General features: G+C 72.1%; 16 protein-coding genes. 10 read left to right on the top strand and 6 right to left on the bottom strand.

The genetic code is table 11. The features are described 5' to 3' along the window. Window positions 1-33: 33 nt before the first annotated feature. Window positions 34-1668, bottom strand: coding sequence for a potassium channel family protein (locus tag K6T36_RS05735; RefSeq protein WP_222922997.1), 1635 nt, complete (start codon window positions 1666-1668; stop codon window positions 34-36). A 136-nt stretch (window positions 1669-1804) separates the two neighbouring features. Here K6T36_RS05735 and K6T36_RS05730 point away from each other — a divergent pair, with 136 nt between their 5' ends. Further along, the gene (locus tag K6T36_RS05730) at window positions 1805-2062 is read left to right on the top strand and encodes a CDGSH iron-sulfur domain-containing protein (RefSeq protein WP_222922996.1); all 258 of its coding nucleotides are present in this window, start codon (window positions 1805-1807) and stop codon (window positions 2060-2062) included. A gap of 13 nt (window positions 2063-2075) precedes the next feature. Here K6T36_RS05730 and K6T36_RS05725 read toward each other — a convergent pair whose 3' ends face one another. After that, complete coding sequence (locus K6T36_RS05725) at window positions 2076-2942, bottom strand: cytochrome c oxidase subunit 3 (RefSeq protein ID WP_222922995.1); 867 nt, start codon at window positions 2940-2942, stop codon at window positions 2076-2078. Window positions 2943-3120: 178 nt separating this feature from the next. Between K6T36_RS05725 and K6T36_RS19165 the strand changes: the two genes are divergently transcribed. The 5 genes from K6T36_RS19165 to K6T36_RS05705 all read left to right on the top strand — a co-directional run bounded on the left by K6T36_RS19165 (window position 3121) and on the right by K6T36_RS05705 (window position 8294). Further along, on the top strand, window positions 3121-3276 hold the full coding sequence (locus K6T36_RS19165; protein ID WP_425601398.1) for a DUF7563 family protein: 156 nt from the start codon (window positions 3121-3123) through the stop codon (window positions 3274-3276). Window positions 3277-3351: 75 nt separating this feature from the next. Next, window positions 3352-3831 carry a DUF488 family protein, N3 subclade gene (locus K6T36_RS05720; RefSeq protein WP_222922994.1) on the top strand — a complete coding sequence of 160 codons (480 nt, stop codon included), beginning with the start codon at window positions 3352-3354 and terminating at the stop codon, window positions 3829-3831. A gap of 115 nt (window positions 3832-3946) precedes the next feature. After that, window positions 3947-5341, top strand: a complete 1395-nt coding sequence (locus K6T36_RS05715) for a hypothetical protein (protein ID WP_222922993.1) — start codon at window positions 3947-3949, stop codon at window positions 5339-5341. Continuing rightward, window positions 5338-5754: a DUF7410 domain-containing protein gene (locus tag K6T36_RS18875; protein WP_225935192.1), complete on the top strand. Its 417-nt coding sequence runs from the start codon at window positions 5338-5340 to the stop codon at window positions 5752-5754. The genes K6T36_RS05715 and K6T36_RS18875 overlap by 4 nt, the downstream gene beginning before the upstream one ends. 110 nt (window positions 5755-5864) lie before the next feature. After that, entirely contained in the window at window positions 5865-8294 is a 2430-nt protein-coding gene (locus K6T36_RS05705; protein WP_222922992.1) for a DUF7527 domain-containing protein, read from the top strand. 150 nt (window positions 8295-8444) lie between these two features. On the opposite strand, the gene K6T36_RS05700 is transcribed toward K6T36_RS05705, so the two are convergent. Further along, window positions 8445-8750 (bottom strand): hypothetical protein, encoded by a 306-nt coding sequence (locus K6T36_RS05700; protein WP_222608481.1) that lies wholly within the window; start codon window positions 8748-8750, stop codon window positions 8445-8447. A 261-nt stretch (window positions 8751-9011) separates the two neighbouring features. Between K6T36_RS05700 and K6T36_RS05695 the strand changes: the two genes are divergently transcribed. The 3 genes from K6T36_RS05695 to K6T36_RS05685 all read left to right on the top strand — a co-directional run bounded on the left by K6T36_RS05695 (window position 9012) and on the right by K6T36_RS05685 (window position 11579). After that, window positions 9012-10346, top strand: coding sequence for an adenylosuccinate synthase (locus K6T36_RS05695; RefSeq protein ID WP_222922991.1), 1335 nt, complete (start codon window positions 9012-9014; stop codon window positions 10344-10346). 187 nt (window positions 10347-10533) lie between these two features. Next, complete coding sequence (locus tag K6T36_RS05690; protein ID WP_222608479.1) at window positions 10534-10725, top strand: methytransferase partner Trm112; 192 nt, start codon at window positions 10534-10536, stop codon at window positions 10723-10725. 110 nt (window positions 10726-10835) lie between these two features. Further along, entirely contained in the window at window positions 10836-11579 is a 744-nt protein-coding gene (locus tag K6T36_RS05685; protein ID WP_222922990.1) for a DUF7524 family protein, read from the top strand. A 39-nt stretch (window positions 11580-11618) separates the two neighbouring features. On the opposite strand, the gene K6T36_RS05680 is transcribed toward K6T36_RS05685, so the two are convergent. The 3 genes from K6T36_RS05680 to K6T36_RS05670 form a co-directional block, all read right to left on the bottom strand. Continuing rightward, entirely contained in the window at window positions 11619-12749 is a 1131-nt protein-coding gene (locus K6T36_RS05680) for a DR2241 family protein (RefSeq protein WP_222922989.1), read from the bottom strand. Beyond that, window positions 12750-13628, bottom strand: coding sequence for a CbiX/SirB N-terminal domain-containing protein (locus K6T36_RS05675; RefSeq protein ID WP_222922988.1), 879 nt, complete (start codon window positions 13626-13628; stop codon window positions 12750-12752). Between the two features lie 137 nt (window positions 13629-13765). After that, a complete protein-coding gene (locus tag K6T36_RS05670) occupies window positions 13766-14020 on the bottom strand; it encodes a hypothetical protein (RefSeq protein ID WP_222922987.1) in 255 nt (84 codons plus the stop codon). A 150-nt stretch (window positions 14021-14170) separates the two neighbouring features. Between K6T36_RS05670 and K6T36_RS05665 the strand changes: the two genes are divergently transcribed. Beyond that, window positions 14171-14746, top strand: coding sequence for a DUF7523 family protein (locus tag K6T36_RS05665; protein WP_222922986.1), 576 nt, complete (start codon window positions 14171-14173; stop codon window positions 14744-14746). The last annotated feature ends 33 nt before the right edge of the window (window positions 14747-14779 follow it).

Below are 14779 nucleotides of genomic sequence, written 5' to 3'. Positions count from 1 at the left end.
AACGCGCTCGCCCGAGTGACTCCCGTGCGATCGTCAGCAGAACCGTTCGTTGAATCGGTTGACGGCGTCGTCGGTCCCCGCGACGACGAGCCTGTCGCCGGCGATCAGCTCGGTGGCCGGACCGATGTCGGTGAGCAGGTCGTCGTCGCGCTCGACGGCGACGACGGTGACGCCGGTCTCGGCGCGCACGTCCGCCTCCGCGAGCGTCCGGCCCTCCAGCCGGGGCGCCCGCGTCCGGACGAGGTCCACCTGCGTCTCGGGCCGGAGCACCTCCTCGTCGAGCAGCTGGGAGGCGAGGAGGCGTCCCGACACCGTCGACAGCGAGAGGACGTACTCGGCGCCCGCGCGGTAGAGCTTCGGCACCGACTCGACGTCGTTCGCGCGGGCGATCACCTCCACCTGCGGGGCGACCTGCTTCACCGCCAGCGTCGCGAAGATGGTCGTCGTGTCGGAGTCGAGCGCGATCACGACCGCCCGAGCCTCGTCGACGCCGGCGGTCTCCAGCGTCTCGCGGTCGGTCGCGTCGCCCACCACGTCGACGCCGGGGGCGTCCTCCAGGTCGACGACGGTCACCTCGTCGGTCGGCCGGACCTCCGCGGCGGCGCTGTGGCCGACCATCCCGTACCCGGCGACGACGACCGAGCCGCGGCGCCGGGTGCGGGTCTCCGAGAGGGTGAGCTCCTTGAGCGACTCCAGCTCCGGTTCGGTGCCCACGACGAGCAGGACGGTGTGCTCGTCGATGACGCGGCCGGGTCGGGGCGGCGACTCGAACTCGCCGTCGTCCCAGGCGCCGAGCACGTTCGCGCCGGTGCGCTCGCCGATCCGCGACTCGGCGACCGTCTCCCCGACGAGCGGGCTGCCGTGGTGGACCAGCAGCTCCGCGATCTGGAAGTCCTCGCCGATCTCGACGCCGTAACCGAGTTCGTCGGCGACGCTCGCGGTCGCCTTCGACCCGAGACTCTCCCCGAGCAGGCGCCGCGGGGAGACGACGCTGTCGGCGCCGGCGTAGCGGTGGTAGTCGGCGACGTCCTCGTCCTCGATGAGGCTCACGACGCGCAGGTCGCCGTCGTCGACGCACTCGCGCGCCGAGAGGACGACGCTCGCGTTCGTCTCGTCGTCGGCGTCGGCGACGAGCGCCCGCGCCGTCCCGACGTTCGCGCGCCGTAGCGCGTCGATCTCCTCGGGGTTGCCGTGGATGACGTGCTCCTCGCCGCCGTCGTAGACGGCCGTCGCCTCGTCCTCGTCGGCGACGACGAACAGGTACGGCACGTCGCGGGCGACGAGCTCGTCGCGGAGCACGCGCCCCCTGGGCGTGTGTCCGCAGATGACGACGTGACCGGCCAGGTCCTCGACGGTCCTCGGGGCCGTCGTCGACAGCGTCTCCTCGAACAGCGGGAACACGAAGGCCGGGAGCGCCATGAAGATGAGTAACACGCCCGTGAGGTCCATCGCGACCACGAGGAGGTTCATCTCGGTCGTCTCCCACGGGGCGTCCGAGCCGAACCCGGTAGTGGTGAACGTCTCGACGACGACCTGCAGCGAGTGGGCGAACGACTGCTCGCGTCCCTCGAACGTCGCCATCGCCTCGTGGTACGCGACCGTGTACACCAGGATGACGACGACGAGCGCACCTAGGTACGCCGCCGTCCGCCGTCGCCACTTTCCCATACCACCTCCTGCGGCGGCACCGTGTTAACCGGTACGGATGCGTCGACACGTCGACCGTGTCCGGCCGGGCGTACCCGTCCGTCCCGCCGGCCGCCGCCCCCCGTGAAGTGATGGGCCTCGGACGCGAAGCCCGGCCGTGCGCGAAGTCACGCTCGATGCGACCGGCCCGATCCGGGTGGACGAGGACGACATCGACGAGGAGAAGGGGGACATCGCGGTGTGTCGCTGCGGGCTCAGCGACGGCTTCCCGTTCTGTGACGGCTCGCACAGGGCGACCGAGGACGAGGAGCCGGGCGTCCGCTACAAGTACGTCGACGGCGAGCGGCGCGTGGTCGAGGAGATCCGACTCGCGGCTGCGGACGAGGACGATCCGAGCGAATCGGGATCGGCGTAGCGATCGAGGTCGACTACGCGCCGACCTCGGCGCCGGCGTACAGCGCGATGACGAGGAAGATCCAGACGGCGTCGACGAAGTGCCAGTACATCGAGGCGGTCGTCACGGAGACGTGGCGGTCGGCGGAGTACTGTCCCTGCAGGGCGCGGACGAACACGATGGCGAGCAGCACCGCACCCATCGAGACGTGCAGCCCGTGAAGCCCGGTGAGGCCGTAGAACGCCGAGCCGAACAGCCCGGAGGTGAGGGTGAAGCCCTCGTGGACGATGAACTCGTAGTACTCGTACACCTGGCCGCCGATGAACACGATCCCGAGCAGCAGCGTGACGGCGAGCCAGCCGAGGAACCTCCCGCGGTCGTTTCGGCGGATGGCGCCGTGTGCGAAGTGCAGCGTCACCGACGAGACGATCAGGATCGTCGTGTTGATGACCACCAGCGACCCGAGCAGGTGCGGGAGGTCACCCGCGATCTCCGCCCACGCGTCCTGCGAGCGGATGAAGAAGAAGTACGTGAAGCCGGCGCTGAAGGTGGCGATCTCCGAGCCGAGGAACGCGATCATCCCCCACCTGAGCTTGCTCGCGCTGTGTTCGTCGGCGCCGCGCTCCCAGAAGTGCGTGACGAACGCGTGGTACATCCACCCGTAGATGCCGACCAGGAACAGCCCGATGCTCCCGACCAACACGCCGGGCCCGACCATCGGGCCGACGATGTTCCGGTCACCGATCGCCATGAGGTACAGCGCCGCGCCGATGTAGATGCCGGCGCCCCCGAGCGCCGTGACGAACGGCCACCACGAGGCTTCCCCGAAGCCGCGCGGCCAGTCCTCGACCGCGGGCAGGTGATGCCCGTCGTCGTGGGCGTCCTCCGTTTCTGTAGCCATGCGCGCCGGTAGCCGACGCGGAGACAAAAATCCTCCCACCTGCGTCGGCGCCCGACGGCACGACGGTGCGGCATCGCCGCGCTCGACGGCTCGGTTCGCAGTAGTTTGCGTGGACGGCCGATACAGTTCGCGTGGACGGCCGATACACATACTACGGTAGCCGATAACTATCTGACGTATGCCGGAGTGCAGGAACTGTAGTTCGTTCGTCACCGAACGATACGTTCGAGTGTTCGCTCCGGAAGGGATGAACGACGTCCGCGTGTGCCCTTCCTGTGAAGACATGGTCCGCGAGGGGGCCAGCGTGCGGGAGGCCCGGTCGAAACGCGTCTGAGCCGCCTTCTCTCTCCGAGTCGTCGGTCCCGGCCTCGGCGGTGCGCTTTTTGCCGGCCGAGGTCATCTCCCACCCGTGCCGCTGTACGACACCTACGTCGGCGAGCTCGACCGCGACGGCGGCGACTTCCCGCCCGAGGCCCGCCTGATCGGCGTGGCCGCGTCGCCCCCGGGGCGCCTCCGCGCGCTCGTCGACGAGACGCGTCCGGCGCTGGCCCCGCCGCCGGCGCTCCTGGACGACCACGCCGACGCCGCCGAGTCGTTCCGGATCGACGGGCTGTGTGAGTCGGGCGCGCACAACGCGGCGTGGGACCGCGTCGACTTCGCCGACCGCTACCGCGAGCACCTCGCGTCGGACCCCGACGCCAGTACCGCGATCGACTCGCTGTGTGCGGCCCTGGCCGACGGCGCGGACCTGGCGCTCGTGGGGCCCGAGCGCTCCGGCGAGCTGCGGAGCCACCGGACGGTGCTCCGCGAGGTGCTCGCCGAACGGACGGAGGGCCCAGACGACGCCGACCGTGTCGACGACGCCGACCGCGTCGACGGGATCTGCTGATCGTGGCGCGCCCGCGTCGCGTTCGGTTCGCCGCCGGGGACCGTCGCGGACGGTTCCCCGCATCCCCCGTCGCGGTTTCGCAAGCTACTCGGCCGCCCTCTCCCAACCGTCGGTGATGGATCGCTACTCACGAAGCGCTCGTCTCGCGCGACGCGCGACGCCGTTCGCGCTCGCGGCGCTCGCGGTGCTCGCGAGCGCGTCGCGCGTCGCCGCCCACGCCGGCGGCGTTCGCGCCGCGACCCGCGAGACGGTGACGGTGCCGACGTGGCTGTTTCTCGCCACCGGCGGCGCCGTCGTCGGCGCCTCCTTCCTCCTCGCGTCGGCGGTCACCGACCGGAGCTACATCCGCCGGATCGACGGGTGGACGCGCGCGCTCCCCGACGCCGGTCGCGTCGCCCGGGTCCTCGCGAGGACCGTCGGGATCGCCGCGCTCGCGGTCACGATCGCGGCCGGCCTGTTCGGCCCCCGCACGGCCGCCGACAGCGCGGCCGTCCTGGTCGTGTGGGTCGGCTGGTGGGCCGTGTTCGTCCTCTCGGCGTACCTCCTCGGCAACACCTGGCCGGCGGTCGACCCGTTCCGGGCGATCGCCGGGGTGTTCCCGTCGCTCGATCGGCCCTACCCCGAGCGGCTCGGATCGTGGCCGGCGGTCGCCGGCCTGCTCGCGCTCGTGTACCTGGAGGTCGTGACGCCGATGGCGGACGACCCGCGGCTGCTCACCGGCCTCGTGCTCGGCTACCTCGCCGTCTCCGTCGCGGGGAGCGTCGTCTTCGGCGCCGACGACTGGTTCGACACCGCCGACCCGGTGTCGCGGCTGCTCGACGCCTACGGTCGGGCCGCCCCGATCACGCGCACGGACGACGGCCCGCGGCTTCGCGTTCCCGGGATGGGCCTCACCGACGCCGCGTGGATCGACGGCCGCGACGACGTCGGCTTCGTCGTCGCGATCGTCTTCGTCACGACCTACGACGGCTTCGTCGGCACCGGACTGTGGACCGACATCGCGCGGCCGTTCGTGGAGGCCGGCGTCCCCGCGCTGCTCGTGTATCTGCTCGCCATGCTGATCGGGTACGGACTGTTCCTCGGGCTGTATCTCGCGTCGGCGCGCGCGGCCCGTCGGACGGCCGACACGTTCCTCGCGCCCGGCGAGCTCGCTCGGCGGTTCGCGCCGTCGCTGCTGGCGATCGCCGCCGGCTACCACCTCGCGCACAACCTCGCGACGGCGCTGTCGCTGTCGCCGACGCTCGCTGCGGTGCTCACGTCGCCGCTGTCGCCCCCGGAGGCGCTCCCGGTGCTGATCGTGCCGGGATGGGTCGGCGGCGTCGGCGTCGCCGCGGTGCTGGGCGGACACCTGCTGGCCGTCTGGGTGGCTCACGCGACGGCGTACGACCTGTTCCCCGACCGACTCCAGGCGATCCGAAGCCAATACGGCGTCACCGTCGCGATGGTGGCCTACACCATGGCGAGCCTGTGGATCGTCTCGCGCCCCGGAGGTGCGCCCCCGTTCGTATGAGCCGCGAGCACGTCGCCGGCGACGACGCCGGCACGGACGGGGGGAGCGGCGGCGACGGGACGACCGCCGGCGACGGACCCGCCGTCGCCGACGATGGTGTCGGCGACATGGAGGACCCCGGCAACGCGACGGACGCCCCGGAGCCGCGCGACCCGGACGCCGACCGCTACGAGGTGCCGCCGGGGGAGACGGCGTTCGCGTGTCCGCGGTGCGGCCGGCCGTTCGCCCGGAAGCGTCACCGCGACCTCCACCTCGGGCAGGCCCACGCCGACCTCGACGACGAGGAGCGGACCGCCTACGAGGTGGCCCGCGACGAGGAGACCGACGACCTCCGTCGGTTCCGGATCGTGTCGCTGGGGATGCTCGTCGTCCTGTACTTCGGGTTCCTGTTCCTGTACGCGATCGCGGGCTGACGGCCGCGATCGGCTCGCGAGTCCGAAGCTGTCAATCGGCGAGAATCACTGTCCGACAGCCGTCCGACCAGGCGGAAGGTATTTGCGTCGGACGCAGCGATGTACCGGCGATGGACGGCGAAACAGTCGAAACGGTGACCGGATGGGAGTCCGAGCCGCTCTCGGGGGGGATCGACGGGCTCCGCACCTTGCAGTCCCGCGACTTCACCGGGGCGGTCACCGAGGGACACGCGTGGCTGTTCATGTTGAACGGTCGCGTGGTCGGCGTGTTCGACGGGTCGCTGGACTCGTTCGCGGACGCCGACGGCACCGCGTACGTCGCGCCCGACCCGTCGCTGCCGCTGCTGTACGCGATGCGGGAACGCGGCGGCGAGACGAAGGCGCGCTACTACACGAACGACACGGCCCTGTCGGCCGCCGACGCGAAGCTCTCCTCGGGGAAGTTCACCGGCTACATCGAGCTGTCGGAGAACGTCCTCTCGGGGGACTACTACGCGGTCTACTACGGCGGTCGCCGCCTCGCGTGCGCGTTCGTCGGCACCGGCGAGCAGAAGCAGGTGCTCACCGGCGACGAGGCGTTCGAGGCCGCCGACGACGAGGTCGGCATCTACGAGGTCGTCGACGTCGATGTCGACGTGGTCGACATTCCGGACCCGGAACCGGAGCCCGAACCGGACTCCGGCACGGACTCGGACCCGGCTCCGGACTCGGCGGCAGCCTCGGCGACGGCCGCCGCCGCGGACCCGGACGCCGCCGCGAGCGGCGACTCGCCCGCTGACGGGGACGACCGGTCCGAAGCCGACTCGTCGACGAGCATCACCTTCGGCGGCGCCGGCGGATCGGGCGGCGACGGGGAGCCGGACGACGCCGGTGAACCGACCGACGCCAGGGAGCCGACCGAGGCCGACGAGTCGCCGTCGACCGTCGCCACGGCCGGGGACGACGACCCCGCCCCCGACGCGTCGCCGACGGCCGACGCGACAGCGACGACCGACGCCGAGGTGCCGGACGACCCCGAGTCGACGGACGACGACGGGGAGGCCGCCGCGGCGTCGCCGAGCGACGACGGGGGGCCGCGCCCGTCCGGCGACCCCCGCGAGGGGGCGCCGGATCCGTCGCGACCGTCGAACGCATCGTCCCGCGGTGACGGTGCGGCGACCCGACGGGAGTCGGCCGGATCCGACAGATCAGCGGCGTCGTGGCCGGCGAACCGTCCCCCGGAGGGGGACCGGGACGACCGCGAGACGGGCGACCGAGGGAAGCCGGAGGGGAGCGGATCCGACGGCGACCCGTTCTCGGCGGAGGAGCAGTGGCGCGAGACCCGGTCGATCCCGTCGCTCGACCCGTCGCGAACGGCGACGCCGGCGGCGGAGGACGCGGGGACGAACGGCTCGGCGGCCGCCGCCGAGCGTCGCCGCCGCCGGGACCGGTCGGCAGGGGAGACCCAGTCGGCGACGGACGACGCCGGTCGACGCGAGGCCGCCGGCGCCGACGCGGACGGCCGGCGGTCGTCCGACCGCGACGACGGCTCGGGAGCTCGAGTCGAGGGACCGGCCGACGCGAGCGAGGAGCTCGCGGCCGCCCGGGAGGCGCTCGCGACGGCGCGCGCCGAGCGCGACCGCGCCATCGAGGGCGCCCGCGAGGCGCGCGAGCAGCTCGAGTCGACCGAGGAGGAACTCGACGGGCTCCGCGAGGAGAACGAGCGACTCTCCGAGCGCGTCGAGGAGCTGGAGGCCGAGCTGGCCGAGGCGCGCGAGGAGTTGGAGGCGGCCCGCGAGCGGGCGGCGGTCGGCGACGGGGACGACGGCGACGCGCCAGCGCGGACCGTCCCGGCCGACCGGGCGCTGGCCGGGACGAACCTGTTCGTCCGCTACGACTCGAAGGGCGGGGCGACGCTGGAGAAGGCCCACGCCGGTGGCGCGAGCCGTTCGGACGTGAACGACAACCTCCGGCTGGAGCTGCACACCGACTTCGAGGCGGCGGACGCGGCCGTCGACGGACGACCGTTCCGGGAGTTCCTCACCGACACTATCGAGTACGGCTTCGTCGAGTGGGCGGTCCGCGAGCTGCTGTACGAGATCCAAAGCACCGGCAACGAGTCGGCGCTGCGGGACCTGTTCGACGCCATCCCCGAGATCGACCGCGCCGAGCTCGACGGGACCGTCGCGGTCGACGACGCCGACGGCGGCGCGACCGAGCACACCTTCGACGTCGTGCTCCGCGACCGCATGGGCAACCCGCTGTTGGTGGCCGACGTGACGGAGGGGCGCGACGCGACGACCGAGTCGATGCTCGACGGGCTCGTCGGCGACGCCGGCGCCGTCGCGGACGCCGACGACCACCTCGCAGCCGGCTTCTACGTCACCGCGTCGTTCTTCGAGCCCGGCGCGCTGGAGGCGGCAGCCGACGCGACCGGCGGCGGGCTGCTCTCGCGGGGCAAGCGCAAGAGCTTCGTGAAGCTCTCGCGCAAGCAGGGCTTTCACCTCTGTCTTGTCGAGTCGCGCGAGGGCGAGTTCCACGTGAACGTCCCCGAACTGTAGCCGGCCCGTCCGACGCCGTCGCCGACGCTACGGGTCGTTCCTCCGTCCGTTCGTCCGTCCTACGTGTGTTCTCGACCCGGTAGTAAGGAGAGCGGCCGCGGCGCTATCGCGGCCGCAGCGATGGATCAGTAGAACGTCGTCGAAGTCCGGTCAGCCCTCGAGCTCCGGCGCGTCCTCGATCCGCATGCCGCCGATCTTGTCGACGATCTCGTCGATCTTTCCGTCGAGCTCCTCGACGAACTCCGCGGTCCGCTCGGTCGTGATCGCGCCCTGGCTGGACGGCTCGATGAGGTTCTCCTCCTCGAGGACGCGCAGCGAGTAGCGGACCTTGTGGTGGGGGTACCCCGTCTCGTTGGACATCTTCACGATCCCGATCGGCTCGTTCTCGATGACCATACGGAGGACTTGGAGGTGTCGCTCCAGCATATCGACCTCCTTCTCCAGTCTGTCTATCATGGCACGTGTTAACTCGTCCGTCCTCCCTTTAAAAGTTCTCCTCCCGGCCGGGATCGGGTCGCCCGGCCGTCACGATGTCCGGCGGTTCTCGGCTTCACCTCCGATGTGGGTGTGGTTAACGGTTACGCCGACGCCGCGTGGCGGTAATGCGCAGACACGAATAGTACCGCGTGACAGGGACAACCGATACGCATCCCCGTGGATCGTCTCCGCGAACGGACCGTAATCGGTTTACCGTGCCGCGCGGAACCAGCGGTCGGTATGACTGTCACCATCGTCGGATCCCAGCTCGGGGACGAGGGCAAGGGCGCCCTCGTCGACCTGTGGGGCGGGGACGCCGACGTCGTCGTGCGGTATCAGGGCGGCGACAACGCCGGCCACACGGTCGTCGAGGGCGGCGAGGAGTACGCCCTCTCGCTGGTGCCCTCCGGCGCCGTCCGCGACAAGGTCGGCGTGCTCGGCAACGGCTGCGTCGTGAATCCGCGGACGCTGTTCGAGGAGATCGAAACGCTGCGCGAGCGCGGGCTCGACCCCGACGTGCGCGTCGCCGAGCGCGCGCACGTCATCATGCCGTACCACCGGCGCCTCGACGGCATCGAGGAGGAGGCGAAGGCCGACTCCGACTCCGGCGCCGAGGTCGGCACCACCGGCCGCGGCATCGGCCCCACCTACGAGGACAAGGCGGGCCGCCGCGGGGTCCGCGTCGGCGACCTGCTCGACCCCGACGTGTTGCGCGAGCGCCTGGAGTACGTCGTCCCGCACAAGCGCGCGCTCGTCGAGGACGTGTACGGGCTCGAGGCGGGCGAGGAACTCGACATCGACGCGCTCCACGAGGAGTACAGCGACTTCGGCCGTCGCCTCCGCGAGGAGGACATGACGGTCAACTGCTCGGACTTCCTGTACGAGCGCCACGAGGGCGGCGACAACGTCATGTTCGAGGGCGCGCAGGGCACCCTCATCGACATCGACCACGGGAGCTACCCGTACGTCACCTCCTCGAACCCGACCGCCGGCGGCGCCGCCACCGGCTCCGGGATGGGGCCGACCGTCACCGGCCGCGGCGAGGTCGTCGGCGTCGTGAAGGCGTACCTCTCGCGCGTCGGCGCGGGACCGATGCCGACCGAGCTGGACGGCGACGAGCGCGAGGAGACGCTTGCCGCCGACATCCGCGAGAAGGGCGGCGAGTTCGGCACCGTCACCGGCCGCCCGCGCCGCATCGGCTGGCTCGACGTGCCGATGCTGCGTCACGCCGCCCGCGTCAACGGCTACACCGGGCTCGCCGTCAACCACCTCGACGTGCTCGCCGGGCTGGACGAGCTGTACGTCGGCCACGCCTACGAGCTCGACGGCGAGGAGCGACCCTCGCTGCCGGCGACGACCGAGCGCTGGGCCGAGTGCGAGCCGGTCCTCCGGGAGTTCGACACGTGGGCGGAGTTCGACGCCGACGCCGTCGCCGAGGCGGGGTACGATGCGCTCCCGGGGGCGGCCCGCGAGTACCTGGAGTACCTGGAGGAGCAGCTCGACACGCCCGTCTACGCCGTCGGCGTCGGTCCCGACCGCGAGCAGACGGTCGTGCGGACGAACCCCTGGGAGTAAGTGTCGTCGCCGGCGACCGCCCGGATGCACACGGCGCGGCTGGTTCTCGGCTATCGCCGGCTTCACCGCCTCGACCGCCGACAGCTCCGCCTCGCGGTCGTCCGCCGGGACGCGCACTCGTGCGATCGGCGCCGCCCCTCGCGGGGAACCCGCACGCTTTTGACCGCCCCGCGCCACGAACCGGCCAATGAAGGAGTCCCTGTTGGACATCGTCTGCTGTCCGCTCGACAAGCACGACCTCGAGCTCGAGGTGACCGAGCGCGAGGAGGGCGAGGAGGGCGAGATCATCGCGGGCACGCTCACCTGCACGGACTGCGGCGAGACGTACCCCATCGAGGACGGGATCCCGAACCTGCTGCCGCCGGACATGCGCGAGTAGACCCCGGACGCGCCGCCGCGAGCGAGTCGCCGTCGCCGCCGCGTCGCCGCCACACCGTCGCCGTCGCCGTGGCGACGAACTTTTTTCCCGTCTCCGCGGGAGGGCAACCTGTGTCGTCAGAGGCAGCCATCCTGGGGGTGACGCTGAACCGCGATCGGCTCAACGAGGTGACCGCGCCGGAGTCGTTCGCCGCCGACGGGGAGTTCGCCGTCGCGCTACGCAACGAGGGGGAGCCGGTCCACGTCCATCTGCGGTTCGACGGACCGCTGGCGGCGGTCGCGTCCGTCGCGCCGCCCAACCACTACGTCGACGAGGAGGCGACCCGGACGGTTCGGGTGACGGTCGCGCCCGTGGACGAGGCGGTTACGGGGACCCTGGAGGTCGTCGTCGGCCACGGCGCCGAGGCGACGACCGTGCCGGTTCGGGTCGCGCCGTCGGCGACCGCGAGTGGCGACGATTCCTCCGGGGGCAACGAACCCGCGGCCGGCGACGATCCCGCGGGTGAGGAGTCCTCGGAGGTGCCGTCGCCGAGCGACGCCGACCCGACGGCCGCCGAGTCAACACCGGCCGCGGAACCGGACGACGACGACGACGGGCCGGAACCGGCGGCCGCGGCCCGCAGGCGGCTCGACGAGTGGGTCGACCGCGCCCGCGACGCCGCGGACACGGCGGTCGACGACGAGGCGGGGATCCCCTCGCCGGAGCCCGGGACGCTCGCGGTCGCGGCGCTGGCGGCCGCGGCGCTCGTCGGGGCTGGGATCGTCGCCGTGACGCTCGACGGGCTCGCGGTCACGCTCGGCGTGGTCGCGGTGTTCGTCGCCGTGCTGGTCGCCGGGTTCCTGTTGCTCGGATAGACGGTCGTCGAGAAGCGGGTCGCGGCGTTGTCGCCCGAGTTAGTCCTCGTGGTCGCCGTGCCCGTCCTCGGGCTCGGTCGCGACACCGCCGAGGTTGCCGTGGTCGTCGAACAGCTTCGCGCGCAGGTATCGCGTCCGGTAGCGGTTGGCGTCCTCGTACACGTCGGCCTCGCGGATCTCGTCGACGCGGCCGTCGGCGACGGCGTCGATGACCCCCTCGATCTGTTCCTTCTCGCTGGGGGTGAGGCGGAAGGTGTACTCGCGCGGCTCCTCCTCCTCCAGCTTCGTCCACTTGCGCGCGGCGGCGATCACCAGCGAGCACGGCTCCCGGCACGGGAACGCGCCGGTCCCGCCGTCGGCCGCGAGTTCGTCGCCCTCGTCGTACTGCCACTCGCGACGCTTGACACACTGGGAGTCGTCGCAGGCGGCCTCGGCGACCCACTCGACGGCCTCGCGGGGCAACTCGGAGACGATCCCGTAGATGCCCGTCTGGCGGTCGGTCGTGTCCGTCCAGTGGTCGATGTCGAGCCGCCCCTGCCGCTCGCGGTACCAGTTCGCGACCGTCGCGGGGTACAGCGTCTCGACCGTCTCCACGGCGTCGCGCCAGTTCAGGTCGTGGAACGCCCAGCCGGTCGGCATGTTCGTCCCGGTCTTCAGCGGGCGGTACATCCCGTCGTCGTCGTGTTTCGCCAGCTCGCGGGCGTCGAGGGGGTCGTCGTACGTCTCCAGGTCCTCTACCGCGCGGTCGGCGTCGTCGACGTGGCGCACGTCGTAGCGACGGGAGCCGTCGGCGCTGCCGACCCCGTCGCCCGCGTCGGCGAGGGTCGCCTCGATGCGGAGTTGCCCCCACTCGGTGACCATCCCGTCGGCGAGGGCGTCGTAGCGCGCGGCCGCGTCGTGGTCGTCCGCGGCCTCGGCGTGTCGGAGGAACGCTCGACGGGGGGAGTCGTGGCGCTGCACCTCGCGCTCCCAGAAGTACCAGTCGGTGACGTACGGGCTTCCGTCGGCGTGCGCGTGGAGTTCCGACTCCGAGAGGTTCGTCGCCTCGTGTTCGGGCGTGGCGAAGGTGTAGCCGCCGTCGTCGTCGCGGGCGACGCGGAGGCCGTCGAAGTCGACCCCGCCGTCGGCGTCGGCGGCCGAAAGCAGCGCGTCGAACTGTCGCGCGAGCATTCAGTCGTCCGCCCCCGGGGCGACGCGGGTCGTCTCGCGGACCGACTCGATGGCGGCGCTCACGTCGGCGCCGGCGTCGGCCGCCCGCTCCAGTACCACGTCGGCCATCAGGGACTCCGTGCCGACGGCGCCGGCGTACCAGATCCGGTGGCCGTCGACCGCGGCGGGCACGTCGTAGCCGTCGCGGTAGTCGTCGGTGAGGCCCATGTCCTCGGGGATGTCCTCCTGCGTGTGGAAGCCGTCGGAGACGAACAGCGGGACGACGACCACGTCCTCGCTTTCGAAGTAGTCGGTCACGTCGTCGACCTCCGGCTCCTCGTCCATGTACAGCGCCTGGACCTCCTCGAAGCGCCCCGTCTCGCGGACGCGTTCGGCGTGGTACTCGATGGCCTTCGCGGAGTTCTCGTTGCGCTCGGTGCCGTGGCCGACGACGGCGAAGCCGAACCCATCGCCCACGTCGGGATCCTCGGTCACGCTCTCGGCGCGGCGCACGAGTACGTCCGTCATCGACTCGTGGGTGCCGACCGGCCCGCAGTAGTGGACCGTCTGGCCGGTGTCCTCGGCGGTGTAGGTCGCCACGTCCGCCGAGAGGCCGTCGGAGTCCCAGTCGGCGACGTCCCAGCCGTCCAGGCGGAGCTCGCGGGGGATCACCTGCTCGGTGAAGTAGCCCTCCGAGATGAACATCGGGACGACGTACACCTCGTCGGCCTCGCAGGTGCGTAGCACCTCGCGGAGGCTCGGTTCCTCCTTCCAGAAGCCGGTGCGAACCTCGTCGAACGCGCCGGCCGCGCGGATGGTGTCCGCGTGGTCGTAGGTTGGCGCGCTCGACCCGGGGTTGAGGTGCGACCCGTGGGCGACGATGACCAGCGCCTGACTCATGGACGAATCGAGGGCCGGAGCGACCTTTACGCCTTCGGCAGGGGAGGGGGCGCGGCGATCGAACGCGGGAGGGGGGTCAGGGGGACCGGGAGCGAATGCGGGGGAGGGGCGTCAGCGGGAACCGGAGCGGGATCGGATCAGACCTCGACGCAGGCGCGGGTGCCGGGCAGACAGAGCCGTCGCCGGCGGCGATCGCGGGCCGCCCGTGCCCGAATCGCGAGCACAAGCCGTCGCCCCGCGAGCGCGAGCGCCGCGCCGACCGCCGCCGTCGCGACCGGGGGAAACGCGTACGCGAGGAACGCGGCGAGCGCGAGCGCCGCGGCCGCCGCCGTCGGGCCGACCGATACGTCCGTCTCGGGGACACCGCGTCCGCCGTGGGTGGGCCGTCTCATGCAAGTGATCGATCGGCCCGGCCCCACTAAACAGTAATCTGAATGATGTTTCTGTCCGGCGTGTTACTGAAACGTGCTTCAGTGGCGACCGCCCGTTCCTCGGGCGTCCGAACCGTCGCGATTATGTCCGCCCGCGCCGCCCTTCCGTCGATGACCGTCGCCGAGGAGACCCGCGCCGCCGTCCGCGAGCGACCGTTCCTGTACGACGCCCTCCGCGCCGGCGTCGTGAACTACGCGGCCGCCGCGGCGACGCTCGACATCGACGCCGACCGCGACGCGGTGGCGACGGCGCTTCGCCGGTTCGCGAACGAACTGGACGACCGCGCGGAGTCGGACGCCGACGCCCCGGGCGACGCCGGCGCGCGCGTCCGGATGGAACGCGGCGTCGGCGCAGTCGATCCCGTCGACGCCGTTGTCGCCGGCGGCGACGACCGTGACGCCGGTGACGACACGGACGACCGTGGCGGCGACGGCGACGACGAAACCGCGGAGCCAGTGCTCGCGGTCGGCTCAAGCGCCTACGCCGCCGGCGCGGGCGACGCGACCGCGGTCGTCGCCGCCGGCGACGTCGACCCGCGCGCGCTCGAACGCGTGCTCGGGCGACTCCGCGTCGCGGGCGTCGCCGTCGACGCCGCCGGGGTGACGCCGACCGGGCTGGCCGTGGTGGTGGCCGGCCGCGCCGGCGCCGACGCGTTGCGTGCGGTCGAGGCCGCGCTGGACGGCTGAGGCCGCCGGCACGCGGCCTCGACGGCGGCCGAC

It is taken from the genome of Halobaculum roseum (assembly GCF_019880245.1).
Lineage (GTDB): Archaea > Halobacteriota > Halobacteria > Halobacteriales > Haloferacaceae > Halobaculum > Halobaculum roseum.
The sequence above is the reverse complement of the archived record's forward strand: the minus strand, read 5'-3'. Positions and strand labels throughout refer to the sequence as shown.

Excerpts from the sequence above, each read along its gene's own strand:
- K6T36_RS05665 (WP_222922986.1), top strand. The coding sequence starts at position 14,171 with ATGACCGTCGCCGAGGAGACCCGCGCCGCCGTCCGCGAGCGACCGTTC.
- K6T36_RS18875 (WP_225935192.1), top strand. The coding sequence starts at position 5,338 with ATGAGCCGCGAGCACGTCGCCGGCGACGACGCCGGCACGGACGGGGGG.
- K6T36_RS05680 (WP_222922989.1), bottom strand. The coding sequence starts at position 12,749 with ATGCTCGCGCGACAGTTCGACGCGCTGCTTTCGGCCGCCGACGCCGAC.
- K6T36_RS05735 (WP_222922997.1), bottom strand. The coding sequence starts at position 1,668 with ATGGGAAAGTGGCGACGGCGGACGGCGGCGTACCTAGGTGCGCTCGTC.
- K6T36_RS05690 (WP_222608479.1), top strand. The coding sequence starts at position 10,534 with ATGAAGGAGTCCCTGTTGGACATCGTCTGCTGTCCGCTCGACAAGCAC.
- K6T36_RS05700 (WP_222608481.1), bottom strand. The coding sequence starts at position 8,750 with ATGATAGACAGACTGGAGAAGGAGGTCGATATGCTGGAGCGACACCTC.
- K6T36_RS05670 (WP_222922987.1), bottom strand. The coding sequence starts at position 14,020 with ATGAGACGGCCCACCCACGGCGGACGCGGTGTCCCCGAGACGGACGTA.
- K6T36_RS05725 (WP_222922995.1), bottom strand. The coding sequence starts at position 2,942 with ATGGCTACAGAAACGGAGGACGCCCACGACGACGGGCATCACCTGCCC.
- K6T36_RS05675 (WP_222922988.1), bottom strand. The coding sequence starts at position 13,628 with ATGAGTCAGGCGCTGGTCATCGTCGCCCACGGGTCGCACCTCAACCCC.
- K6T36_RS05695 (WP_222922991.1), top strand. The coding sequence starts at position 9,012 with ATGACTGTCACCATCGTCGGATCCCAGCTCGGGGACGAGGGCAAGGGC.
- K6T36_RS05705 (WP_222922992.1), top strand. The coding sequence starts at position 5,865 with ATGGACGGCGAAACAGTCGAAACGGTGACCGGATGGGAGTCCGAGCCG.
- K6T36_RS19165 (WP_425601398.1), top strand. The coding sequence starts at position 3,121 with ATGCCGGAGTGCAGGAACTGTAGTTCGTTCGTCACCGAACGATACGTT.
- K6T36_RS05715 (WP_222922993.1), top strand. The coding sequence starts at position 3,947 with ATGGATCGCTACTCACGAAGCGCTCGTCTCGCGCGACGCGCGACGCCG.